The organism is Lacrimispora sp., from assembly GCF_036758025.1.
Lineage (GTDB): Bacteria > Bacillota > Clostridia > Lachnospirales > Lachnospiraceae > Lacrimispora.
The window spans coordinates 61,815-85,759 of sequence record NZ_DAIOXM010000005.1 but is presented as its reverse complement, the minus strand read 5'-3'; the positions used below and the strand labels follow the sequence as shown (position 1 = coordinate 85,759).

19 protein-coding genes and 1 pseudogene are annotated in these 23,945 nt (G+C 47.0%); 16 read left to right on the top strand and 4 right to left on the bottom strand.

The window, feature by feature from the left end; translation table 11 throughout:
- Positions 1–6 precede the first annotated feature (6 nt).
- The 15 genes from V7M78_RS06445 (at position 7) to V7M78_RS06375 (ending at position 18,363) form a co-directional block, all read left to right on the top strand.
- Positions 7–2,445: a homocysteine S-methyltransferase family protein gene (locus V7M78_RS06445; RefSeq protein WP_333647600.1), complete on the top strand. Its 2,439-nt coding sequence runs from the start codon at positions 7–9 to the stop codon at positions 2,443–2,445.
- A 31-nt stretch (positions 2,446–2,476) separates the two neighbouring features.
- Complete coding sequence (gene trpS, locus V7M78_RS06440) at positions 2,477–3,568, top strand: tryptophan--tRNA ligase (protein WP_333647598.1); 1,092 nt, start codon at positions 2,477–2,479, stop codon at positions 3,566–3,568.
- 276 nt (positions 3,569–3,844) lie between these two features.
- A complete protein-coding gene (ahpC, locus tag V7M78_RS06435) occupies positions 3,845–4,408 on the top strand; it encodes an alkyl hydroperoxide reductase subunit C (RefSeq protein WP_333647596.1) in 564 nt (187 codons plus the stop codon).
- 13 nt (positions 4,409–4,421) lie between these two features.
- A complete protein-coding gene (locus V7M78_RS06430) occupies positions 4,422–6,065 on the top strand; it encodes an FAD-dependent oxidoreductase (protein ID WP_333647593.1) in 1,644 nt (547 codons plus the stop codon).
- 19 nt (positions 6,066–6,084) lie between these two features.
- Positions 6,085–7,380: a phosphopyruvate hydratase gene (gene eno / locus V7M78_RS06425; RefSeq protein ID WP_333647591.1), complete on the top strand. Its 1,296-nt coding sequence runs from the start codon at positions 6,085–6,087 to the stop codon at positions 7,378–7,380.
- A gap of 100 nt (positions 7,381–7,480) precedes the next feature.
- Positions 7,481–8,140 carry an MBL fold metallo-hydrolase gene (locus V7M78_RS06420; RefSeq protein ID WP_333647588.1) on the top strand — a complete coding sequence of 220 codons (660 nt, stop codon included), beginning with the start codon at positions 7,481–7,483 and terminating at the stop codon, positions 8,138–8,140.
- A gap of 5 nt (positions 8,141–8,145) precedes the next feature.
- Positions 8,146–8,703 (top strand): 4'-phosphopantetheinyl transferase family protein, encoded by a 558-nt coding sequence (locus V7M78_RS06415; protein ID WP_333647586.1) that lies wholly within the window; start codon positions 8,146–8,148, stop codon positions 8,701–8,703.
- A gap of 49 nt (positions 8,704–8,752) precedes the next feature.
- On the top strand, positions 8,753–9,922 hold the full coding sequence (locus V7M78_RS06410; protein ID WP_333647584.1) for a cyclopropane-fatty-acyl-phospholipid synthase family protein: 1,170 nt from the start codon (positions 8,753–8,755) through the stop codon (positions 9,920–9,922).
- Positions 9,923–10,008: 86 nt separating this feature from the next.
- Positions 10,009–11,589: a metallophosphoesterase gene (locus V7M78_RS06405; protein WP_333647582.1), complete on the top strand. Its 1,581-nt coding sequence runs from the start codon at positions 10,009–10,011 to the stop codon at positions 11,587–11,589.
- A 29-nt stretch (positions 11,590–11,618) separates the two neighbouring features.
- Positions 11,619–12,473 carry a MurR/RpiR family transcriptional regulator gene (locus V7M78_RS06400; RefSeq protein WP_333647580.1) on the top strand — a complete coding sequence of 285 codons (855 nt, stop codon included), beginning with the start codon at positions 11,619–11,621 and terminating at the stop codon, positions 12,471–12,473.
- 259 nt (positions 12,474–12,732) lie between these two features.
- The gene (gene pfkB, locus V7M78_RS06395) at positions 12,733–13,650 is read left to right on the top strand and encodes a 1-phosphofructokinase (RefSeq protein WP_333647578.1); all 918 of its coding nucleotides are present in this window, start codon (positions 12,733–12,735) and stop codon (positions 13,648–13,650) included.
- Positions 13,650–15,578: a PTS fructose transporter subunit IIABC gene (locus V7M78_RS06390; RefSeq protein ID WP_333647576.1), complete on the top strand. Its 1,929-nt coding sequence runs from the start codon at positions 13,650–13,652 to the stop codon at positions 15,576–15,578. Before pfkB ends, V7M78_RS06390 begins: the two co-directional genes overlap by 1 nt.
- Before the next feature lie 201 nt (positions 15,579–15,779).
- Entirely contained in the window at positions 15,780–16,433 is a 654-nt protein-coding gene (locus V7M78_RS06385; RefSeq protein ID WP_333647574.1) for an HAD family hydrolase, read from the top strand.
- Positions 16,434–16,671: 238 nt separating this feature from the next.
- Complete coding sequence (locus tag V7M78_RS06380; protein ID WP_333647572.1) at positions 16,672–17,697, top strand: LCP family protein; 1,026 nt, start codon at positions 16,672–16,674, stop codon at positions 17,695–17,697.
- A gap of 78 nt (positions 17,698–17,775) precedes the next feature.
- Complete coding sequence (locus tag V7M78_RS06375; RefSeq protein WP_333647570.1) at positions 17,776–18,363, top strand: methyltransferase family protein; 588 nt, start codon at positions 17,776–17,778, stop codon at positions 18,361–18,363.
- A gap of 123 nt (positions 18,364–18,486) precedes the next feature.
- Here V7M78_RS06375 and V7M78_RS06370 read toward each other — a convergent pair whose 3' ends face one another.
- From V7M78_RS06370 to V7M78_RS06355, 4 genes are all read right to left on the bottom strand, one after another.
- Positions 18,487–19,245 (bottom strand): AIM24 family protein, encoded by a 759-nt coding sequence (locus V7M78_RS06370; RefSeq protein WP_333647568.1) that lies wholly within the window; start codon positions 19,243–19,245, stop codon positions 18,487–18,489.
- Between the two features lie 144 nt (positions 19,246–19,389).
- The gene (locus tag V7M78_RS06365) at positions 19,390–21,063 is read right to left on the bottom strand and encodes a S8 family peptidase (RefSeq protein ID WP_333647566.1); all 1,674 of its coding nucleotides are present in this window, start codon (positions 21,061–21,063) and stop codon (positions 19,390–19,392) included.
- A 154-nt stretch (positions 21,064–21,217) separates the two neighbouring features.
- Complete coding sequence (locus V7M78_RS06360) at positions 21,218–21,769, bottom strand: nitroreductase family protein (RefSeq protein ID WP_333647565.1); 552 nt, start codon at positions 21,767–21,769, stop codon at positions 21,218–21,220.
- A 58-nt stretch (positions 21,770–21,827) separates the two neighbouring features.
- Positions 21,828–22,814 carry a hypothetical protein gene (locus tag V7M78_RS06355; protein WP_333647563.1) on the bottom strand — a complete coding sequence of 329 codons (987 nt, stop codon included), beginning with the start codon at positions 22,812–22,814 and terminating at the stop codon, positions 21,828–21,830.
- 233 nt (positions 22,815–23,047) lie between these two features.
- Between V7M78_RS06355 and V7M78_RS06350 the strand changes: the two are divergent.
- Positions 23,048–23,945: pseudogene (locus V7M78_RS06350) on the top strand (putative DNA modification/repair radical SAM protein); the annotation flags it as partial.

Here is a 23,945-nt window from a genome sequence, read left to right as displayed (position 1 = left end):
GAACATATGACAGGGATTTTGGAAGAGATAAAGAAGAGGATCGTATTTTTTGACGGAGGTATGGGAAGCCTTCTCCAGGCTAACGGCTTAAAGCCCGGAGAGCTGCCGGAAACCTGGAATGTCAGCCATCCGGAAATCATAACAAAGATCCACCGGGACTATTTGGAGGCAGGAGCAGATATTATAACCACCAATACCTTTGGGGCCAATGGCTTGAAGTTTCATAAGGGTGCGGAGTTTGACCTGGAGGAAGTGGTGGCAGGTGCTTTGAGAAATGCCAAAGAGGCGGTGAAAACGGCCTCCTACCCTGCCGGAAAGGATAAAGGGTACGTTGCTCTTGATATAGGGCCTACGGGAAAGCTTTTAAAGCCTCTGGGAGATCTGGATTTTGAAGACGCTTATGAGCTGTTTGCCCAGGTGGTGCGGATCGGAGAGCGGGAAGGGGCAGATTTGGTCATTATAGAGACCATGAGCGACAGCTATGAGGCCAAGGCCGCTGTTCTGGCTGCCAAGGAAAACTCCAGCCTTCCCGTATTTGTGACCATGATCTTCGATGAAAAGGGAAAACTTCTGACAGGCGGAAATGTGGAGTCCACAGTGGCCCTTTTGGAAGGCCTTGGAGCGGATGCCCTTGGAATCAACTGCGGCCTCGGCCCGGTGCAGATGAAGGGGATCTTATCCGATATCATGAAGGTGGTTTCCACACCGGTCATTGTCAATCCCAATGCCGGTCTTCCAAGAAGCGAAGGCGGACGGACAGTTTATGACATTGATGCCGATGAGTTTGCAGTTACCATGAAGGAAATTGTGGACATGGGAGCCTGTGTGGTGGGAGGCTGCTGCGGAACTACGCCGGAGCACATTGAAAAGACCGCCGCCCTCTGTAAAGACCTGACCGCCAGAATGCCGGATAAAAAGAACCGGACTGTGGTGTCCTCTTATGCTCAGGCCGTTGTCATCGGCCGTGATCCGGTCATTATCGGAGAGAGAATCAATCCCACGGGAAAGGCTAAATTTAAGCAGGCCCTCAGGGATCACAACCTGGAATACATTTTAAGAGAAGGTGTGGCCCAGCAGGATAACGGTGCTCATGTACTGGATGTTAATGTGGGTCTTCCGGAAATTGACGAGCCTTCCATGATGGTGGAGGTGGTAAAGGAGCTTCAAAGCATCATTGACCTGCCTCTCCAGATTGATACTTCCAATATCGAAGCCATGGAAAAGGCCATGAGAATTTATAATGGAAAGCCCATGATCAATTCTGTAAACGGAAAAAAAGAAGTGATGGATGCGATCTTCCCTCTTGTCAGGAAGTACGGAGGTGTTGTAGTGGCTCTGGCTCTTGACGAAGACGGAATACCGGAAACAGCCGAAGGCAGAATCCAGGTGGCGAAGAAAATATATGCCTATGCAGCGGAATACGGAATTTCTCCAAAGGATATTGTGATTGATGCTTTGTGTATGACCGTAAGCTCCGACAGCCAGGGCGCTTTAGTCACTCTGGAAGCCCTGAGAAGGATCAGGGATGAGCTGGGAGGCAGAACCACCTTGGGAGTTTCTAACATTTCCTTTGGATTGCCCCAGAGAGAAATCGTCAATGCCACTTTTTTTGCCATGGCATTGCAGAACGGATTGAGCGCTGCCATCATCAATCCCAATTCAGAGGCGATGATGCGCTCCTATTACAGCTACAGGTCCCTTGCGGATTTAGATCCCCAGTGCAGCGATTACATTGCCGTCTACAGCGGCCAGGTAACCACTCTGGGAGAGACGGTAAAGCCGGGAGGCAGTTCTGGGTCAGGAAACGCTTCGGTTGGTGAGATTACCCTGGCAGAGAGCATTGCCAAGGGCTTAAAGGACAGGGCCCATGCTGCGGTAAAGGAGCTTTTAAAGGAAAAAGAGCCTTTGACCATTATCAATGAAGAGATGATTCCTGCTCTGGACCGGGTGGGAAAGGGCTTTGAAAAAGGCACTGTATTTCTTCCCCAGCTTCTCATGAGCGCAGAGGCGGCCAAGGCGGCCTTTGAGGTCATAAAAGAGCAGATGGCTATGAGCGGTGCGGCACAGGAGAAAAAGGGCCGTATCATTCTGGCTACGGTAAAAGGAGACATCCACGATATCGGAAAGAACATCGTCAAGGTGCTTTTGGAAAATTACAGCTACGATGTGATTGATCTTGGAAAGGATGTGCCGTCGGAAACAGTGGTGGAAACCGCTGTAAGGGACGGTGTGAGCCTGGTGGGCTTAAGTGCTCTTATGACTACCACAGTTCCCAGCATGGAGGAGACCATCCGCCAGCTTCGCAAGGAAGCACCTCACGTAAAGGTGATGGTGGGAGGAGCTGTTTTGACGAAAGAGTATGCAGAAACCATAGGGGCTGACCAGTATTGCCGGGATGCCATGGCTTCCGTAAACTATGCAGAAGGATTATTTGCAGGAAAATAAATTTTGAATATACACTTGGAGGTAGAAACACATGGGAAAGATTATATTGACGGGAGACCGCCCAACCGGAAAGCTTCATATCGGCCATTACGTTGGCTCATTAAAGCGAAGGGTAGAGCTGCAGAATTCCGGTGAATTTGATGAGATTTTTATTATGATTGCAGATGCCCAGGCTCTTACGGACAATGCGGATAACCCGGAAAAGGTTCGCCAGAACATCATTGAGGTTGCTCTGGATTACCTTTCCTGCGGGCTGGACCCAAAGAAATGCACCTTATTCATCCAGTCACAGATCCCTCAGCTGACGGAGTTGTCCTTTTATTACATGAATCTGGTGACCGTATCCAGGCTTCAGCGCAATCCTACGGTGAAATCCGAGATTGCCATGAGGAATTTTGAAACCAGCATTCCTGTTGGATTTTTCACCTATCCCATCAGTCAGGCGGCTGATATTACGGCTTTTAAGGCCACCACTGTGCCTGTGGGAGAGGACCAGGAGCCTATGATTGAGCAGACCAGGGAAATCGTTCGCAAGTTCAATTCCGTTTACGGTGACGCTCTGGTGGAGCCGGACATTCTCCTTCCGGACAACAAAGCCTGCTTAAGACTTCCGGGAACAGATGGAAAAGCCAAGATGAGCAAGTCCCTGGGCAACTGCATCTATTTGTCTGATACAGAAGAAGAAGTGAAGAAAAAGGTCATGAGCATGTATACAGACCCTAACCACCTCCAGGTTTCCGATCCGGGACAGGTGGAAGGAAATACGGTGTTCACCTATCTGGATGCCTTCTGCAAAGAAGAGGACTTTGAAAAATACCTTCCTGATTACAAAAACTTAGACGAACTGAAGGACCACTATAAGCGGGGCGGACTGGGTGACGTCAAGGTGAAACGGTTCTTAAACAGTATTCTCCAGGCAGAGTTGGAGCCCATCCGTCAGAGAAGAAAGGAATATGAGGCCAATATCCCTTATGTGTATCAGGTATTAAAGGAGGGAAGTCAGAAAGCGGAAGCAGTGGCAGCCCAGACCTTACAGGGCGTAAAGGAAGCTATGAAGATCAATTATTTTGAAGATCTGGATTTCATTGAAGAGCAGGCAAGGAAGTACAAAGGGCAGGAGTAAGAAATCCCTTAAAAATTTTCAGGTTAAAAAACAATAATTATTATCGATATTATTTCTTGAAATTTCAAAATAAACGTGCTATGATTAATGCGTGGATTAGTAATAACTAACTCATAAAAAGTATAGAAACAAACCATAATAATCTGGTATAATAATAGAAAACACCCTATGAGTATCCATTATACCAAAAACATGGCAAGAATAAGGGAAGCACCCTATGGGTAATCCCGTTATACCAAAAAACATGGCAATAAAACAGGAAAGGAGATGGATTGTATGTCATTCATTGGAAAAGAAGTAAGTGATTTTAAGGTACAGAGTTTTGTAAACGGAGAATTTAAAGAGGTGACCAAGAAGGATATTCTTGGGAAATGGGGTGTGTTTTTCTTTTATCCCGCAGATTTCACCTTTGTGTGCCCCACAGAGCTGGAGGATCTGGCTGATAAGTATGAGGAGTTCAAAAAGATCGGCTGCGAAATCTACAGCGTATCCTGTGATACACACTTTGTCCATAAGGCGTGGCATGACGCCTCCAAGACCATTAAAAAGATTCAGTATCCCATGCTGGCTGATCCTACGGGAGCCATTGCCAGAGATTTTGATGTGCTGATTGAATCAGAAGGACTGGCAGAAAGAGGTTCCTTTATCATCAATCCGGAAGGAAAAATCGTGGCATACGAGGTGACCGCAGGAAATGTGGGACGAAATGCAGACGAGTTATTCCGCAGAGTACAGGCTTCCCAGTTTGTACATGAGCACGGCGACGAGGTTTGCCCGGCCAAGTGGCAGCCCGGAGCCAAGACCTTAAAGCCCAGTCTGGACTTAGTAGGCCTTCTGTAAAGGTGGGATGTTAATGGATGAATTGTATGATGTGGTGATAGTCAGAGCAGGCCCAGCGGGCCTGTCCGCTGCCATTTATGCCGCAAGGGCCAGATTCCGGGTGTTGGTGCTGGAAAAGGAAGCCATAGGCGGCCAGATTACCATTACTTCCGAAATTGTGAATTATCCCGGAATCGGAAAAACCGATGGAAAAGAACTGACAGAGCAGATGCGCAGACAGGCGCAGGCTTTTGGGGCTGAGTTTAAGGCGGCCCGGGTCACTGATCTGGATTTGTCCGGAGATATCCGGGTGGTAAAGACGGACAAAGGTGATTTTCAGACACTGGGAATTGTTCTGGCTCTTGGTGCCAATCCCAGATCCCTTGGCTTTAAAGGGGAAAAGGAATTCAAAGGACGGGGAGTGGCTTACTGCGCTACCTGTGACGGAGAGTTCTTTACCGGAATGGATGTGTTTGTAATCGGAGGCGGATTCGCTGCTGCTGAGGAAGCCGTTTTTCTCACCAAGTATGCAAAAAAGGTGACCATCATTGTGCGGGAGGAAGATTTTACCTGTGCAGGTGCTGTGGCTGACAAGGCAAAGAACCATGAAAAGATCGAGATTCATTACCAGACGGAAATCGTAGAGGCTGCCGGGGACCGGATGCTCCGGTCCGCTAAATTCCGGAACAGCCAGACTGGGGAAGAGTGGCTGTATGAGGCGCCGGGGGGCCAGTCCTTCGGTATCTTTGTATTTGCCGGCTATGTGCCTGATACGGAGTGGATCAAGGGAAAGCTTCCATTAGATGACCGTGGATACCTGCTGACAGACAGAAACCAGATGACTGAGACGGCAGGAGTTTTCGGGGCCGGTGATGTGTGTGTAAAGGAATTGAGGCAGGTGGTAACGGCTGTTTCCGATGGAGCAGTTGCGGCCACATCCCTGGAAAAGTATGTTTCTGATATAAGCCAAAAGCTGGGGCTTCCTGAGAGAGAGACTGTTTATGAAGCCACAGCTTCTCAGGAAGTAAGAGAAGAAGAAACAGAAACAGAGTCTGGGGAAGGTCTTATCTCCTCAGAGATGAAGGGACAGCTGAAGGATTTATTCGGCAGGTTCCAGAGCAAGGTAACGGTAAAGGCTCTGCTCGACAAAAGCAGTCTGTCCGGTCAGATGGAGGACTTTTTAAAGGAGCTTTCCGGCATCTCTGAACAGGTGGAATGCTTGGTCAGCTGGGAATCTGAAAAAACAGAGGCAGATGAAACCCTTCCGGCTTTGGCTGTATTTAAGGAAGACGGCAGCGAATCGGGAATCCGGTTTTATGGAATCCCGGGAGGCCATGAGTTTAATTCCTTTGTCATAGGCCTTTATAATGTGGCGGGACCGGGACAGGCCCTTTCCGGATCAGAACAGGCCCGCATAGAGGGGATCAAAAAACCTGCCGATATCAAGGTGGCGGTTTCCCTTTCCTGTACCATGTGTCCGGCTACGGTCATGGCTGCAGGCCGGATTGCTGCTGAAAATGATATGGTAAAGGTCCGGACCTACGATCTGGCCCTGTATCCTGATTTAAAAGAGAGATACCAGATCATGAGCGTTCCCTGTATTATCATCAACGATGAAACGGTTGAGTTTGGAAAGAAATCTGTAGAGGACCTTCTTTCCATTCTGGAAGCTATTTAAAAGAAAAGGAGAAAAAGCGATGAATTATCTGGAAATTGAGAAAGTAATAGGACGGGAGATCATTGATTCAAGAGGAAATCCTACGGTAGAGGCTGAGGTATATCTTGCCGACGGCACCGTGGGCAGAGGAGCAGCTCCCAGCGGAGCTTCCACCGGTGAATTTGAGGCCCTGGAGCTTCGGGATGGGGATAAGACCCGCTTCGGAGGAAAAGGCGTTTCCAAGGCAGTTAACAACATCAACACCGTAATCAATGACGTGCTTGTGGGAATGGATGCTTCTGATATTTATGCCATTGACGAAGCTATGATTTCCGCAGATGGGACAAGCGATAAATCCAAGCTGGGTGCTAATGCCATTCTGGCTGTATCCATTGCTGCTGCAAGAGCTGCAGCCATCAGCCTGGGAGTTCCCTTATACCGTTTCTTAGGCGGAGTGACAGGAAACAGGCTTCCGGTTCCTATGATGAACATTTTAAACGGAGGAGCTCATGCGGCCAATACTGTGGACGTGCAGGAATTTATGATCATGCCGACAGGTGCTTCCAGCTTTAAAGAAGGCCTTCGCTGGTGTACAGAAGTATTCCACTGTCTGGCAGGCATCTTAAAATCCAAGGGTCTGGCTACAGCCGTAGGTGATGAGGGAGGCTTTGCCCCTGACGTGGAAAGTGATGAGGCAGCCATTGACTTAATCCTGGAAGCTGTTAAGAAGGCCGGATATGAGCCTGGACGTGATTTTGTTCTGGCTATGGATGCAGCCGCCAGTGAATGGAAGGGCGCAAACAAGGGAGAATATATCCTTCCTAAGTGCGGTAAGCATTTCACTTCAGAGGGATTGATTGAGCATTGGAAAGATCTGTGTGAAAAATATCCTATTTATTCCATCGAGGATGGTCTTGATGAAGAGGACTGGGAGGGCTGGAAAAAGCTTACTCAGGCCCTTGGAGACAAGATTCAGTTAGTTGGAGACGATTTATTTGTAACCAATACAGAGCGTTTGAAAAGGGGTATTTCAGAGGGATGCGGCAACTCCATTCTCATTAAACTCAATCAGATCGGTTCCGTATCAGAGACCCTTGAAGCCATTAAGATGGCTCACAGCGCAGGCTATACAGCCATTTCCTCCCACCGTTCCGGTGAGACAGAGGACACTACCATCGCAGACCTGGCAGTTGCTTTGAATACATGCCAGATCAAGACGGGAGCACCCAGCAGAAGTGAGCGTGTGGCAAAATACAACCAGCTTCTCAGAATTGAGGAAGAACTGGGCAAGGGAGCCGTTTATCCAGGCCTTGATGCCTTTCATATTAAACGGTAATAAGGAATATACTTGACTCTCTTTCAATACAATGAATAGGAAAGAATTCCGCGGAAGGCAGTCCGGCAGGAATCCGACTATTTGAAGGGGAGAGGAAACGATGGCAGAGATAAAGCGTATCAGGTGCGGAAGCGTTAACAGCTATCTGGTAGAAGACCATGGAAGAGCCATTCTTGTGGATACAGGACGGAAGGGTTTTGAAGAAAAAATATTGGCCCAATGCCGGAAAACAAAGGTAGAGCTGATCGTACTCACCCATGGTCATGTGGATCATGTGCAGAATACGGCTTATTTAAAGTCTGCCCTGGGAGTGCCTGCGGCCATGCACAGGGCAGACTTAGGACTTATAAAAGATAAAAATATAGAACCCTTATGCTATCAGGGGTTTCTGGGAATGGTGGTTGCGGAGATATCTTCTAAAAGCATGGAGACAGACCGCATACCGGAATTTACCCCGGAAATCCTCCTGAATGAGGGGGACTGGCTGACGGATTATGGAATCAATGCCAGAGTCATAGAGCTTCCGGGACATACCGGGGGCTCTATTGGGCTTGATATAGATGGAAAAGCAGTGATTGTGGGAGATGCGCTGACTAACATGTTTTATCCCGGAGTTTCCATGACTTATTATGACCGGGAGGCCATGTTAAAAAGTGCGGATAAGATCAGCACCCTTGGACCGAGAACCATATATTTCGGCCATGGCTGCCGGTTGGAAAACCGGAACTGGGGCCGGGGAAATGAGGAAGCAGAGAGGTAAGGCAGATGATACGGATTTATCTGGCGCAGTATGAGGCTGTCCATGGAAGAGAAAAACGGCAGACAGAGCATTTGCTTGGAAAACGCCTTCTTTATCAGGGGCTCAAAGAAGTGTATGGAATTGCTCCGGAGCAGGAACATCAGGTTGTAATTTTAAAGGGGGAGCATGGAAAGCCTTACTTGAAGGATTTTCCCGGCATTCATTACAATATCAGCCATACGTCAGGACTGGCGGCCTGCGGGCTGGGAGGGAGCAGCCTTGGAGTTGATGTGGAGCGGATACGGCCCTTTCCGGAAAGTGTTGCGGAAAGGGTCTTTTCGTCTGCCGAAAAGAGCCGTATGAAGGAATTGCCGGAGGAAGAGCGGGATTCCTATTTCTTTCGTATATGGACCTTGAAAGAAAGCTATGTCAAAGCTTTAGGCTGCGGGATTACTGTGCCTCTGGCTGATATTTCTGCCGGCTCTGATCCCAACGCCTTTTTTTATCAGGAAATACTGGAGGGAGGGTATGTGCTTTCGGTCTGTACCTTTGAAGAAGAGGAGGTTCAGATTATAAAATTGTGAAAAACGGGTAAAATCTCAGAAGAAATAAAGAACAGATTGGAGAATTGCCATGAAAAACATGACGGATCATTTCATCGTTTCTTTTCTTCAGAGATTTGACGACCACCCCTTTGATGTGACCTTCCATGGGGAGACTCACCACATTGGGAATGGGAATCCGGTTTTTATTGTAAATCTGAAAGAAGAAATCGACAGCAGTAAGCTTCTGACCAGTACTTCCCTGGCTTTGGGAGAAGCCTATATGAAAGGGGATTTGGAGATTGAGGGCGATTTGTTTCATGCCCTGGATCACTTTCTTGGGCAGATGGACAAGTTTTCAACTGACAGGACCAGGCTTAAGAAGTTGATTTTTTCTTCTCAGTCCAAAAAGAACCAGGAAAAAGAGGTCACCTACCATTATGACATGGGAAATGATTTTTACAGCCTCTGGCTTGACGAGACCATGAGCTATTCCTGCGGATATTTTAAGGCGGAAACCGATACCTTATATGAGGCTCAGTGCAATAAGGTGGAGCGTATTTTGCAGAAGCTGTACTTAAAGGAAGATATGACTCTTTTGGACATTGGCTGCGGTTGGGGATATCTCCTCATCCGGGCTGCTAAGGAGTACGGGGTAAAGGGAGTGGGAATTACCCTGAGCAGAGAACAGAAGAAGCGGTTTGAAGAGAGGATCGAAGCCGAAGGTCTTGGGGATAAGGTTTCCGTGGAGCTAATGGACTACCGGGACTTAAAGGACCAGGGAAAGACCTTTGACCGGATAGTCAGCGTAGGAATGCTGGAGCATGTGGGCAGGGAAAATTATGAGCTGTTTGTGAAGAACGCAGAAGCAGTGCTGAAACCGGGCGGTTTGATGCTTCTTCACTATATCAGTGCATTGAGAGAGTATCCCGGTGATCCCTGGATCAAAAAATACATTTTTCCGGGAGGCATGATTCCAAGCCTGAGGGAAATGATTCATTTGTTCAGCGAACACCAGTTTTATACTCTGGATGTGGAAAGCCTGCGCCGCCATTATTGCAAAACTCTCCTTCATTGGGAACGGAATTTCAGGGACCACCTCCCGGAGATTGAGGCAAAGATGGGAAAGGAGTTCACCAGGATGTGGCATCTTTATCTGAGCGGATGCGCGGCCACCTTCCACAATGGTATCATTGATCTGCATCAGATTCTTGTGACTAAGGGAGTGAATAATGAGCTTCCCCTTACCAGGTGGTATTGAGAAAGGGTTGCCCTATTTAAAAAAGCGTGTTATGATTCCATGGAGAAAAATTGACAGGATGTGGAAAGGACTCTTTGTGGGACAACATGAGCAGACAAAAGAAGAATGGCCTTCTGGCCCTGATTTATATAGGAACTCTCCTTATATGCTTTGGCATTGTGCTGGTGATTGGCAGGCTCCATTCCCCGGCTCCGGGAGGGAAGGAACCTTCCGGTTCTCTTTTGGAGGAAGCAACCGAAAGCCAGGCTGAAACGCCTGATAGGGAGGAGACAGAAAAAGCGGAGGACAAAGCGGAAGAAGATGAAGAGTTTGGGAATGGAGAAGAGCTTGCGGATAAGAGGGCTGAGACAGTCTCAAAACCGGTAATGCCTTTTCCTGAGGAAGGGGAAGACCAGCCGGAGGCATATAAGCCTCCGGTCATTGCCGTGATTACTGATGTTCATTATCTTTCTCCCAGTCTGACTGATTACGGGGAAGCCTTTGAAACCATGTTAAAGAAGGATGACGGTAAGCTGGTTCATTACATTCCCCAGCTTATGGATGCCTTTACAGCCGATATGGAAAGGCTTAACCCCTCTGCTGTGGTTTTAAGCGGGGACCTGACCTTGAACGGGGAAATGGAAAGCCATGAAGCCTTGGCGGAAAAGCTGAAAATTCTGGAGGAAAAGGGTGTAAAGGTGCTTGTCATACCCGGAAATCACGATATCAATAATTACGCCGCTGCCTCTTATTTCGGTGAGGAAAAAGGAGAGGCTGAGATGACCGGGCCTGAGGACTTTTATGAGATTTACCGCCAGTTTGGCTATGATCAGGCCAGAAGTCTTGATGAAGCCTCCCTCAGCTATGTCTATGAGCTGGATGAGAAAAACTGGCTTCTGATGCTGGATTCCGCCCAGTATGAACCGGTGAACAAGGTGGGAGGGCGTATCAGGGAAGAAACTCTGGCATGGATGAAAGAGCAGTTGGAGGAAGCAGACCGGGAAGGTGCCTCCTTAATACCCATTGCCCATCACAATCTGTTAAAGGAGAGTATCCTCTATCCGGTGGACTGCACTCTGGAAAACAGCCGTGATGTGGCGGAGCTGTTAGAAAGCTATCACGTTCCTCTCTATATAAGCGGACATCTCCATCTGCAAAGAACTAAGAGAAATAAGCTGTCACCGGGAGAGGATGAAAGTGCATTCCGGATCAGCGAAGTGGTGGCGGATGCCTTTCCCATCGCTCCCTGCAGGTACGGCGTGTTAAAATGGACGGAAAACGGCAGCCTGGCCTATGAAACACGGGAGACGGACGTGGAGGGCTGGGCGAGACAGCAGGGGATTTTAGATGAAAACCTGCTTTCCTTTCAAGAGTATGCTTCCGGGTTTCTAAAAGAAGTGGTCAGCAGTCAGATCTATGACCAGCTCCGCAATCTGCCGGAGGAACAGATGGAGAAGATGGCCGGCCTTTACGGAGATCTAAACCGGGATTACTGTGCGGGAATTCCGGTTGATGCAAAGGCGGTGCGGTCCGAAGAAGCATTTCGCCTGTGGCAGAGAAACCTGCCTGACAGCCAGCTCTTTGCCCAGATTGATGAGATTTTAAGGGATACGGGGCGAGATCACAATGAGTGGGAGTATGAACCCTCTTTACAAGATATTTCACATCGTGATATAATGGTGAAATAATATTACATGAAATGAGGGAAAGGTTGTTTATGCAGGAAAATATCAGCGTATCCGGTGTTCTCTGTTCATCTTATGATTCACTTTTTGAGGCGGAAAAAAAGATTGCAGATTATATTTTAGGACATAAGAGTGAAATTATTGACATGACGGTGGCAGAACTGGCCCTGGCAAGCGGTACAAGCGATGCCACGGTGTCCAGGTTCTGCAGAAGATGCGGTTTTAACGGCTTTCATCATTTAAAAATCAATCTGGCAAAAGAAGTGGCTGAGGAACGGGGAAATTCCATTGAGGTTTCCAATGACATCAGCCGTGACAACATCGCCCAGTCCCTCCAGAATATTCTTGCCAATAAGGTGGCGGAGCTGACCCAGACCATATCCATGATGGATGAGGAGAACCTGGAAAAGATTTTAAGAGTGATTGAACAGGCCAGGATGGTGCAGCTGGTGGCCGTGGGAAATACCACTCCCGTTGCCTTGGATGGTGCCTTTAAGTTTAATCAATTGGGAATTGCCGCTGTGTCAGGGTCTATCTGGGAAACCCAGGTGGCTTATACCTGCAATTTAAGGGCAGAGGATGTAGTCATCATCATATCCAATTCCGGATTTTCCAAACGTCTTATGACTCTTGTGGCAGTGGCAAAGGAAAACCATGTAAAAACCATAGCAATCACAAATAATGCCTCCTCTCCCCTTGGAAAAGCCTGTGACTTTCACATTACAACGGCTACAAGGGAGAAGCTTCTTCTGGGAGAATTCTGTTTTTCCAGAGTGACGGCCACTGCTGTGATTGAAATATTATACTTATTTTTATCTGTCAGCATAAAGGATTCCCATGACCGTATCAGGCGCCATGAGATTACTATTTCTGACGATAAAACATGATAAAATGCTCCCTGGGTACGGCATAATGCAGTATGGCCATGAAGGGAGCTTTTTTTGTCCGGTAAAGCCAGGAGAAGAGTGCAGTTTGCATAAAAAACTGGGATAATTCTTTGGAATGCTTTCTAAGGATTGGCTAAAATGCTGAAATGATATAAGAAATATTTTTTCTTGAATAAACTTATTGACGAAATGAAGAAATCGTATTATATTATAGATACGAGAAGAAATAAAATTTTATATATTAAAGGAGGGGTGATATATGATTTACACCGTAACATTTAATCCCGCCCTGGATTATGTAGTAAAGGTGGATCAGTTCACGCTGGGAGCAGTCAACAGAACCCAGCAGGAAAACATCTATTATGGGGGAAAAGGGCTGAACGTATCTGCAGTTTTAGCGGCTTTAGGGTATGAAAATACCGCCCTGGGCTTTGTGGCTGGATTTACCGGACGGGAAATTGAACAGGGAGTAAAGGGCCTTGGATTTCAGTCAGATTTTATCCAGGTGGAAAAAGGAATGTCCAGAATCAATGTCAAGCTGAAATCCAGGGAAGAGACGGAGATCAATGGCATGGGGCCTGAGATCACCGCCCAGGATGTGAAGCTGCTTTTTGAGAAACTGGACGCTTTAAAAGAGGGAGATGTACTGATTTTATCCGGAAGCATTCCCAAATCCATTGATGATGACATCTATGAGAGAATTATGGAACAGTTAGACGGAAGGGGAGTCCGTATTGCTGTGGATGCGACGAAAGATTTGCTGGCCAATGTGCTTTCTTACCATCCATTCCTGATCAAGCCAAACAATCATGAATTAGGGGAGATGTTTGGAGTGGTGCTTCACGGGGAAGATGAAATCATCAGCTATGGAAAGCGCCTTCAGGAGAGGGGAGCTCAAAATGTGCTGATTTCCATGGCAGGAGACGGAGCCATTCTCATTACCGAAGACAAACAGGTTTACCGGATGGGTGTTCCAAAGGGCAAAGTAAAGAATTCGGTAGGTGCCGGAGATTCCATGGTGGCCGGATTCATAGCCGGTTACCTGGAGAATGGAAGCTATGAGCATGCTCTGCGCCTTGGAAGCGCCGCAGGAAGCGCCAGCGCTTTTTCTGAAGGGCTTGCAGGCAGGGAGGATATTATGAAATTGTATGAGGAATTGTCAAAGGAGGGCTTTTGATGAAGATTACGGAACTGCTTAAAAAGGAAAGTATTGAACTGGGGGTAAAGGTTTCCGGCAAGGAAGAAGCCATTGACCGCCTTGTGGACTTAATGAATGCCGGCGGAAGGCTGAAGGATAAGGCCGGTTACAAGGAAGGGATTTTGGCGAGAGAAGCCCAGGGCAGCACTGCAGTGGGAGATGGGATTGCCATTCCTCATGCAAAAGTAGCCGCTGTAAAGGAGCCGGGCCTTGCTGCCATGGTGGTACCGGAGGGCGTGGATTATGAAGCTTTTGACGGTTCCCTTGCCAATCTGATTTTCATGATTGCAGCACCGGCTGACGGAGCCGATGTTCATCTGGAGGCACTGTCAAGATTATCCACTCTGCTTATGGACCCCGATTTTAAAGGTGATTTGGTGAAAGCCAAATCAAAGGAAGAATTTTTCCAGTTAATTGATGACAAGGAATCAGAGCGGTACGGAAAGAAAACGGAAGAAAAGCCAGCGGAACCTTCAAAGGCTGCTGCCGGATACCGGGTTCTGGCTGTCACTGCCTGCCCGACAGGAATTGCCCATACCTTTATGGCTGCTGAGAACCTGGAACAGCAGGGCAAGAAACTGGGAATCGCCGTTAAGGTGGAGACTAACGGGGCAGAAGGTATTGGAAATCCTCTGACAAAAGATGAAATCGCAGCAGCGGATGGAATCATCGTAGCGGCTGATAAGAACGTGGATATGGGACGCTTTGACGGAAAGCGGGTAGTCATAGCTTCTGTTTCTGATGGAATCCACAAAGGAGAAGAACTGATAAAACGGGCCTCCGGCGGGGAAGCGCCTGTTTACCACCACACAGGAGGAGCCAATGCTTCCTCAGAGAACAGCGGCAGCCAGGATGGAATCGGCCGTTCTATTTATAAGCATTTGATGAATGGTGTATCCCATATGCTCCCCTTTGTTATCGGCGGAGGAATCCTGATCGCATTGGCGTTCCTGTTTGATGATTATTCCATTGATCCCGGCAATTTTGGTAAAAATACTCCTTTGGCAGCTTATTTAAAGACTGTGGGAGAGCAGGCCTTTGGCATGATGCTTCCTGTTTTAGCGGGATATATTGCCATGAGTATTGCGGACCGTCCCGGTCTGGCGGTGGGCTTTGTAGGCGGGCTTATTGCTAAAATGGGTTCCACCTTTGCAAATCCCGGAGGCGGAGATGTGAATTCCGGTTTCCTTGGAGCGCTTTTGGCCGGTTTTATCGGCGGATACATTGTAATTCTGCTGAAAAAGCTTTTCAGTAAGCTTCCAAGATCTTTGGAAGGAATCAAACCTGTTCTTTTATATCCTCTGATCGGTATTTTATTGGCTGCAGTTGTAACTACCTTTATCAATCCCTTTGTCGGAGGCATCAACGATGCCATGACCAATGGATTAAACAGCATGGGAGGCAGCAGCAGGATTCTTCTTGGTATCGTATTGGGAGGAATGATGTCAGTGGATATGGGCGGTCCGGTGAACAAGGCAGCTTATGTATTTGGAACGGCCCAGCTGGCAGAAGGAAACTTTGACATTATGGCGGCAGTTATGGCAGGCGGTATGGTATCTCCTATTGCAATTGCCCTTTGTACTACATTTTTCAAGAAGAAATTTACGGAAAAAGAGCGCCAGTCCGGTCTGGTTAACTATATTATGGGACTGTCCTTTATATCAGAGGGTGCGATTCCTTTTGCAGCCGCTGACCCTATCCGGGTGATTCCTTCCTGTATTGCAGGCTCTGCAGTGGCCGGAGGGCTTTCCATGGCTCTTGGCTGTACGCTCAGGGCGCCTCACGGCGGTATCTTCGTACTTCCTACCATTGGAAATCCCTTTGGATATCTGCTGGCTGTTGTAATCGGATCTGCGGCCGGCTGTCTTGTGCTGGCAGTTCTGAAAAAGAACAGAGAGACAGAATAAATAGTTTCTGAACCCTTGGGATACGCTTTGATCCGGTTTTAACAAGCCGGATCAAAGCGTATTTTTGGGATTCCGGGAAAAGACTTTACAACCCCTCTGCTGTGGGCTATACTTAAGAAAGATTGCAGAAAACCGGGTAACTTCCTGATTCAGTATGATCGGGAATGAAGTTGTTATTCACAAAACAGGAAGGGGAACAATATGTATAAGTGCTGTATTTTTGATCTGGATGGAACTCTTGTCAATACCATTGATTCTCTTTCACGTTCTGTCAGCCTGACCATGAATCACTTTGGCTATGGTGATGTGGATGTGGCTCATACTAAGGTATTTGTGGGAGATGGGTATAAAAAGCTGGTAGAAAGAGCCCTGATTTACTCAGGAGATGAAGCTCTGACTCATTACGAGGAAGCTTTGGGCGTTTATAGGGAAATATTTAAGGAAAACAGCCTTTACCGGGCAGAGGCTTATGACGGCATTCCGGAGCTTCTGGAATTTCTAAAGGGAAGAGGAATCAAAATCGGAATCCTGACCAATAAGCCCCATGACAGGGCTGTTGAATGTGCGGATGCTGTTTTCCAAAAGGGATATTTTGACTTGATCATCGGGGAAGGAAAAGGCGTTGTGTGTAAGCCGGACCCCTCCGGAGCATGGATGGCGGCCGAACACTTTCAGGCCAAGCCTGAGGAATGCCTTTACTTCGGGGACACGGATACGGATATGAAGACAGGGCTCAATGCAGGAATGGATACGGTGGCCGTAACCTGGGGATTCAGGGGACGGGAAGAGCTGGAAGCATTTCAGCCAAAGTATGTCATTGATCATCCCAATGAGATAAAACCGGTTTTTGAATAAAATTCTGAAATTAAGGAAAATTAAGGAGAGATAGAAACAGTATCTCTTCTTTTTTTGCGATAACTAAGCCATGCAGAAAAATTAATGGGATTTGTGCGTGGGAGCTTGCTCACTAAGCACAAATGGCATTAATTTTTCTATAGGGCGCAGCCCGACATAGATAATTTGGTGGTGCATTTCCACCAAATTATCTATGCATGGCTGAACTGTAGAATTTTCAACGATATGGGAGGAATTCATGGCGAATCATTACAGATGGGGATTTATTGTCATAGGAGCTGTATGGGCCGCATTGGCGGGGATTATACTGGGCCACGGCTGGAACATCATCCATATGCCCCAAAGGCTTCCGGCAGGAGAAATGCCCCAGATTAAAAATACCAATATAAGCATAGAAACCCAGGAAAAAATGGAGGGCTACTGGACGGTGGCTGTATTTGGTGTGGATTCCAGGGAAGGAGAGCTGGGAAGGGGCACCAGGTCGGATATGCAGATGCTTTTAAATGCGAACCTGGACACAGGAGAAATCCGGATGGTTTCTGTTTACCGGGACACCTATTTGAAAGTCAATGAAAAGGGAAGGTATGATAAGATCAACGAAGCCTATTTTTACGGAGGCCCTAACCAGGCCATAGAAGCCTTAAAAGAAAATCTCGATTTAAACATCGATGATTACGCATCCTTTAGCTGGAAGGCGGTGGCAGATGCCATCAATATCCTGGGAGGCATTGATGTGGACATCAGCCGGGAGGAATTCCGCGTGATCAATGGTTTTATTACGGAAACCGTAGAGTCTACAGGAGTGGGTTCCCATCACTTGAAAAAGGAGGGACTTAACCATTTGGACGGTGTCCAGGCGGTTGCTTATGCCAGGCTCAGGAAAATGGATACGGATTTCAAACGGACGGAGCGGCAGAGAGAGGTTGCAGACCTGGTGTTAAAAAAGGCCAGGGAAGCGGATCTTTCCACCTTAAACCAGATGGCAGGTGCCGTACTGCCTCAGATTTCTACCAGCGTCGGCATGAAGGATCTGCTTCCTCTGATAAAAAATATGAAGCGGTTTCATTTGACGGAAACAGAAGGCTTTCCCTCCAATTTAAAGGATGTGATGATTGGAAAAAGAGACTGCGTCATCCCGGTGACACTGGAGGAAAACGTAAAAAGGCTTCACGAATTTTTGTTCCAGGAGGAGGATTATGAGCCCTCTGAGCAGGTAAAGGAAATCAGCAGGCAAATTCAGCTAAAGGCTCAGGCGAGAAGGTAAAAGAAGCTATCTCGGAAAGGTAAAATATGGTATACTGAAAAAGGTATGATAATCAATTAAAAGGCGGGAGGAGACGATTTGGGGTATCAGATTTTATCCCTTCTGACATTGGCTGCGTTTTACACAATCTATATTGGAAAAATGCTTGCCCAAAGAAAGAAGGGGATTCAGACGGATCACATTGCAAAAGGGGAAAAGAAAAAAGCCCTCATGACAACTGAGGCCGTTATGAAGACTGCCACATACAGCATTGTGGCGGCTGAGGTCTTCAGCATTGTTTTAAATGCCGGTTCTTTAGATCCGGCTGTCCGGATAACGGGAATTTTTATAGGTTTTGCAGGTGTGATTGTTTTTGGGATAGCCGTATATACCATGAGGGATAGCTGGAGGGCTGGAATTCCGGAAAAAGAGAAGACAGCCATGGTTACGGAAGGAATTTACAGTATCAGCAGAAATCCTGCGTTTGTGGGCTTTTACCTGACTTATATTGGAATCCTTCTCACCTTTTTTAACTGGATCCTTCTGGCTTTTACAATATTTTCCATTGTCTTGCTCCATCTTCAGATTATAAAGGAAGAAGAATACCTGCCTACGGTTTTTGGAGATGATTATATCAGATACAAAAACCGGGTGGCGCGGTATATAGGAAGAAAAAGGGACTTTTAGGCATGAGGCAGCCCAAGATACATAGTTACGTCCCGCACAACTTAAAAGCACCATAGGGGAAAGAGCAGCTGCTTGTAAATCGCAGCTGCTCTTTCTTGTGTACCATCTGAAGTTATTTCGCTTTTAGCTGACCGGAGCAAGAAGAACCTTTCCGGTGCCCCGGTAAACATTTACAAGTCCTTCGCCGGAAGCCGCAGAACCGATCAGGGATTTTCCGGAGCGCTCTACGGTAAAGTCTAAGCTGCCACTCCATGCAATAGCCATATTTCCATCTACCTTAAGGACATCACCATTTAATGTGATTTCCACCAATTCTTCACGGGGGCATTTGGATTCCAGACACAGGATGCCGTCGCCGCTTACGCCCAGGTTGAACAGCCCTTCATTGCCTGCAACCGCAGAGGAGAGATTGGAACGCAGGACAGTCTTGTGCTTTAATTTAGAATCACAGGCGAGAAACAGACCGTCATCCAGTACAATGGAACCGTTCCATTCCTGAAGATCAATCAATAAAAGATGGCGGTAGGTGGGCTCCAGCACCAAAATGCCGTCTCCGGTGTACTCCGGCTTGATGGCGGATTCTCCGGTTACTTTTCCCCGGACCGCCTTGCTGAATAAGTCTCCTACGCCCTTGATGCCGGTGGTGGCACTTACATTGCCCACAGTCCACTGCATGGCTCCGGCCTGGAGGGTGATATCGGCCTTGGATAAGTCGCAGATGACCTGCCTTTTGCGGACATTCATTTCATTGCAGAAATAAGCGAACTGAGCCTCCGAAGGCATTACACTTAAATCACGCTGGTATTCGATTACGGTGAAAGGGCCTAAAGAGCCTAAAGTTTTAATATCATCATTGTCTGTAAAATTATGAATCTGAAACATGGAAGTCTCCTCTCTGTATCCTTAAATGAAAATTTTGACATTTGGTTTTCTTTGACTTGATTATACAGAAAATAAAAAGAAAACACAACTATAATTTTCCATCAGAGAGTCTTTCCGGGGTGTTCCTGCTGCCGATAAATCTGGCTAAAACACTGTTATCCGCTTGAACAGTTCGTATAAATCCAGAATTCCATATCCCCATATATTGTTGGGATAAACCATTTCATGGCTGCGCTGGGCTCCCCGGATTATCATGCGGTTGACCTGGTTTCCCGTAAGTGTGGTAAGATTGCCCTTGCAAAATCCCCATTCCACCACCATGGCGGCGGCTCCTGACCCGTGAGCTGCTGCGGCTCCTGTGCCTGTAATGGTTCCGTATTCATTTCCCGGAAGGGCACAGGGAATCCGGTAGCCGGGAGCAGTGATGTCAGGAGCGATCTGATTGGACCGGGTATAACCCCTTCCGGACTCCTCTAAAATGGTGTCATCAAACTGATTATAGGCGGTGACCGTAAGAGGAAGCCTGGCATTTCCCGGGGCTGTAATGGTAGTATCCGGATCTGACAGGCTGAAATAAGTTTCATTTGAAATCATATCGCCGGAAGGCAGCCAGCAGTGAAAGGAGAAGGGTGCAGATTCCATGTTCCTGAGTTTAAAATTCCATACTCCTGGAACCGGATTGTCAAAGCGCACCAGTATTAAGTGGTCTCCGCTGTCCCCTTCCAGCAAAATGTTGTTGATCCAGACAACGGTTTTACTGCGGGAGAATGTGAATTTCCCGCAGTCGCTGGTGGGCCGGGAGATGGTGCCGATGGTTTCTCCGGTGGGAGAGGAGATCTGGATGGAGATTCTTCCCGGAGGAAAAGGCCAGATTTCCATGAAAAACTTCTTATCATATTGTCCTGCATTCAAATCAAAGCTGTGTTCAAAGGGAACTTCAATGCAATTGTGGAAATAATGTCTTCCTTTGTTCCCTTCATTGCCTGATGCCACCACTGCATTTGTTTTATGCATGGCAGTCAGATGGTTTAGGTAGATGCTGAGAGGGCTGTTGCCGTCGTGCCCGCCCTGACTGCTTCCCAAGGCAATGCATATGACAATGGGGCGGCTTAACCGCCTGGCAACTGAGATGAGATAACGGATTCCCAGCATAATATCCGATTCCTGATAACATAGAGCGTTTTCCGAAACGAAAAAAACATCTTTTAAATTCTTCTTTGCCTCTTTCAGCTTTACAACCACGAGCCTTGACCTGGGAACAACACCTGTAAAGGAGTGCTGCTGGTCGGGAGAACCGGCAATAACGCTGGTGATGGCTGTTCCATGAACGTAAGGATCAGTGGTTGGAACAATGGACAAAGGATTTTCAGACCTCAGAGCAGTGTTGATATGATTTTCCCCGTATTCAGACCCAAAGGTAAAATCATTGGGAGGTCTTCCGCTCCCCTCTGTCTGATCCCATATAGAAAGAATGCGGGTAGTTCCATCCTGATTCCGAAAGGCCTGGTGAAGGTAATCAATGCCCGTGTCAACCACACCGATGATGATGCCTGAACCAAACAGTCCAAGCTGGGGAACACGCTGAATGTTGCTAATGCCTGACCGTTCCATACTCACCTTGGAAGAAAGGGTAAAAAGAAACGGAAAGCTGTCATAAGGCTGACGTCCCAGGTCACAAGGATCCATGCTGCTTTTTTGAATGTGAAGCAGGGAATGGGTCTCATTTAAAACTGTAATATTATTTCCGCTGTCAAATGACGGCACCATAGAGTTATGAATGATCAGGTCATAATATCGGTTATCCAGTATTTTTTCCATGGCAAAGCCCCCTGTCCTTTTTAGACCCGGTATATTTATATACTATGTCATATGTATGCGGGAAGGCAGATAAAAAATCCCTCTTTCCTGCTTATTGGTCCATTCTGTCAAGAAGGCCGTCAGCAGAGGAAAGAGGGATGACATGGTTTTTTACTTATTTTTCAGAAGGTTTTCCTTTTGAAATTCCGTCAAAGGAATTAAAGAAAACAGTGCGGTTTAAAGAAAAACGGTTTTCATGAGTCTGGTTTGGAGCTGAATCCACAGCCGGATAACCCATGGGAATCAGGGCAACAGGTACCAGGTAATCAGGGAGTCCAAAGGAAGTCCGTATCAGCTGAGGGTCAAAGTGGGCTACCCAGGTACAGCCAATGCCTGCTTCAGTAGCCTGAAGAATCATCTGGGTGGCAACGATGCTGGCGTCAGTGATTCCGGTATCTTCGTTGTCATAGGATCTTTTCCAGCTGGCAGAAGTATCATAGCATACCAACAATGCCAAAGGAGCGTGGAAATGACAGGGAGTGCAGGCTTTTAATTTCTCCAGGCTTTCTTCACTGTCAAGAACAAGGATGCGCTGGGGCTGGTAATTTGCCGCAGTGGGAGCGATTCTCCCTGCTTCCAGAATTAAGTCCAGCTTTTCCTTCTCTATTTTCTGGTTGCTGAATTTCCTGACGGAATGTCGTTTCTTAGCCAATTGTAAAAAATCCATAGTCGTGTCTCCTTATTAATTTTTATAGTAATTAAAATATGAATTACGATGCCAAGGGTCAGGGAAGAGGAGTGACCTCTCTGGTAACCTCATCATACTGAAAAGCGACATCGCCTGTGGAATAATCCGATAAATAGGTGGCAATGTAAATCAGGGTGCTGTCTGCCTGACGCTTGTAGGTTCTGACTGTATAATAATTGCTGCCATCTATCTTCGCGATTCCGGGAGCTGCAATATACTCGTAAGAATTTGTCGGTTCCGGAAGTCCCAGCTTTTTCTGCTCCTGGGAAGAAACAGACCTTTCAGCTTCTTCGATGGTATTGTTTGTTTGTGAAGAGTCGTCAGATTCAGCAAGTTCCTTTTTCTGCTGGTTCCAGATTTCCTTAATATAGGCATTCCATGGCTGGTCCCCCTTATAGGCAGTCACGGTGTAGCCGTCTTCTTCCTCTTTCAAAGTAATGGAAAGATAGGAACCGGAATCGGCGGAAGGACCTGAAAGCTGATAGACTTCCAGCTTTTCTTCCGGGGAAGATGACTTCTCCTCCTCCTGGCTGTTTTTTGTCACATCAATAAAATTCTTTTCCTCTTCCAGATAGGTTTTATAGCTTTTTAAATCTGCAGACACATCTGCTGCGTGAAAATACTTGTATGATTCCCCTGCATCGGTTGGTTCCGCTTCGCCTGAGGTCTGGGATTCTTCCTGTTCTGAAGAGAGGCTGTCCAGCTTTTTAAAGTCTCTGGGACCTAAAACCGTAGTTACAGAAGAAAGTCCTTCTTCTTTTGAAAAATAATAAGCCGGCGCTTCCGGTTCCTTTTCACTGGAAGTGCCTGTCTTTGCCAAAGTCAGCAAAGTAATGGCAGCAGCAGAACCGGTAACCGCAACTACCAGAATGGCTGTCAGAAAGATGAATGCCTTTTTATTTTTATGGGCCTTTTTTTCCTTGGCTTTAGGAGGTTTTGCTTTTTTGACCCTGCTTTTAGCCGGTTTCACCTTTTTTGAGGTTCCGTCTGCTTTTGTTTGAGGGGTTTTTTGAGAATTTGGCATTGTAATATTCCTCGCATATGCATTGATTCGGATATCAAACATCTATTATCCTACATTACAAAACATATATCGGTTACTTATGCCAAAAAGATAAGGCTTTAAACCCGGGTCCTGATTTTTTTATAAAAAGTTAATGGTAAAAACTGACAGACGAACGTACATTCGAAAATGCTTGAAAAGAGAAAAAAAGTATGCTAGAATAAAGAAAAAGAACATGCGTTCGAGGTGAGGATATGTTAATTCAGGAAGAATTAAGCGTTCAGGAAAAGCTGGCTATTTTATCAGATGCAGCCAAATATGATGTTGCCTGTACTTCCAGCGGCTCAGACCGGAAAGGAAAAGCAGGAACCCTGGGGAATACGGTTGCAGCCGGGATCTGTCACAGTTTTTCGGCAGACGGCAGATGTATTTCCCTATTGAAAATACTATTTACCAACCAGTGTATTTATGACTGTAAATACTGCATCAACCGCAGTTCCAATGATGTGCCAAGAACTGCCTTTACCCCTGATGAGGTGTGCAGCCTGACCATTGAATTTTACCGCCGTAATTACATTGAAGGGCTGTTTCTCAGTTCCGGGGTTCTCTACAGTGCTGATTTTACCATGGACCTGATATACCAGACCTTGAAAAAGCTGAGGGAAGAGTATCACTTTCACGGCTACATCCATGTAAAAGCAATTCCCGGTGCAGATCCGGTTCTCATAGAAAAGACTGGATTTTTGGCGGACCGGATGAGCATCAATCTGGAGCTTCCTACTGCTGACGGACTTAAGAAGCTGGCTCCAGGAAAGAGCAGGAGCAAGATTTTAACACCTATGAAGCAGATTCAGAAGAAAATTGCGGTAAACAAGTATGAGCTGATGGAGTATGGGAAGGCCCCGGCCTTTGTTCCGGCAGGGCAGAGCACCCAGATGATCGTGGGAGCGACTCCGGAAAATGATTTTCAGATGATGATGGTGGCGGAAGCCCTCTATCAGAATTATGACTTAAAACGAGTTTTTTATTCCGCTTTTGTTCCCGTCAATAAAGACAGCAGCCTGCCCGCTCTTCCGGGAGGTCCGCCTCTTTTAAGGGAACACAGGCTTTATCAGGCGGACTGGCTTATGCGTTTTTACGGATTCCGTGCCG